The 1,217-nt window shown below is 33.6% G+C and carries 1 protein-coding gene; it reads left to right on the top strand.

Annotated features, from left to right (window positions below; all coding sequences use genetic code 11):
* Nucleotides 1-175: 175 nt before the first annotated feature.
* Nucleotides 176-1,132 carry a hypothetical protein gene (locus tag L9W92_RS18605; protein WP_240085229.1) on the top strand — a complete coding sequence of 319 codons (957 nt, stop codon included), beginning with the start codon at nt 176-178 and terminating at the stop codon, nt 1,130-1,132.
* Nucleotides 1,133-1,217: the final 85 nt, after the last annotated feature.

Here is a 1,217-nt window from a genome sequence, read left to right as displayed (position 1 = left end):
CTGGCAGTTTGGGAAACCGCAAGAAATAGAAATCAAAAAGGTGTTGACTGGCAATTTACGACCGCTGAAGCAAGAACCAAATTAAAGCGGCTTTATCCACAGTTTAAGAGTTAACAAACTACTAGTATAAATAGATATATGTGGTTCGTAAAATATTTTTTAAAGGGTGAAAAGAATGAAAAGTCTTTCCCTTTCTTTTTTTCTACTGTTAAAAGAATATAAGTACCAATATTTATTCCAATTAAGGCAATGCCTTTTATTAACTATTATATTTGCTATCGTAATTATTCTCTTTCTATTGCCTATGAGTTATAGCTATTTGAGGCAAGCCCCCTTCGAAACCGCAGACTATGATCTTAAAATATCAGGACCATTATTTGAATCGGATATTAATAGCATTAAAGCTGATCAATCGGTTGAACAGTATGTTGGAATAACTGCGTTTACGACTTATATATCTAGTAAAAGCTCTGGCAAGAGGATTATAGCAGATATTTTATTCGTCAACGATATAATCAATGCATCTACCTTAATGCCCACTAATAAAAACCTTCTAATAAAAGGAAGCTTCAATATCGGCAAAGCTGTTGTTAGTGCTCGCATTGCAGATGAGCTAAATATAAACATAGAAGATTACATTACCATAGATTGGAATTCATATAAAATTAATTCTCCCCCAGTTACATTAAAAGTCGGAGGCATTTTATATGAAACTGCTTATCCAAGACAGGTTGTTGCAGATGTAACTAAAGAATCACTAAACAATGTAATTAATGAGATATCAGAAAAGACCTCGCATCCACAAGCAGACTATACATCCGCTTATATAAAACTATCGGGAAGTAACTCAAAACCCAGTATTTTAAGTAATAATCCCAACATCGTCTTACAGTGGCGTAAAGATGCGCTAGAGTCGGAAAAAGAGATGGTAAAAGCACTAGATACTCAAAGCTTTAAACATGTAAAAATCGGTTCTTTATTACTCTATGTTTTCATTTTTTTATGGATCATCTTTCAAACAATAAAACGGCGTAATAAATACTACGCTATAATATGTGCTTGCGGTGCCCCTTTAAAATCTATTTATCTACTGTTAATGCTACCGCATAATGACCAAAAACAGCTGGTATAAGTTGTCCATGTTTTGACGGATAAAGTGACCAAAAATGAAAAAGTCCGTTAGTCCGCCTGTCATCTTTTTTGAATAATATTTGAGG

This window comes from Pelotomaculum terephthalicicum JT, from assembly GCF_022410535.1.
Taxonomy (GTDB): Bacteria; Bacillota; Desulfotomaculia; order Desulfotomaculales; family Pelotomaculaceae; genus Pelotomaculum_D; species Pelotomaculum_D terephthalicicum.
This window is presented reverse-complemented; position numbering and strand designations above follow the sequence as displayed.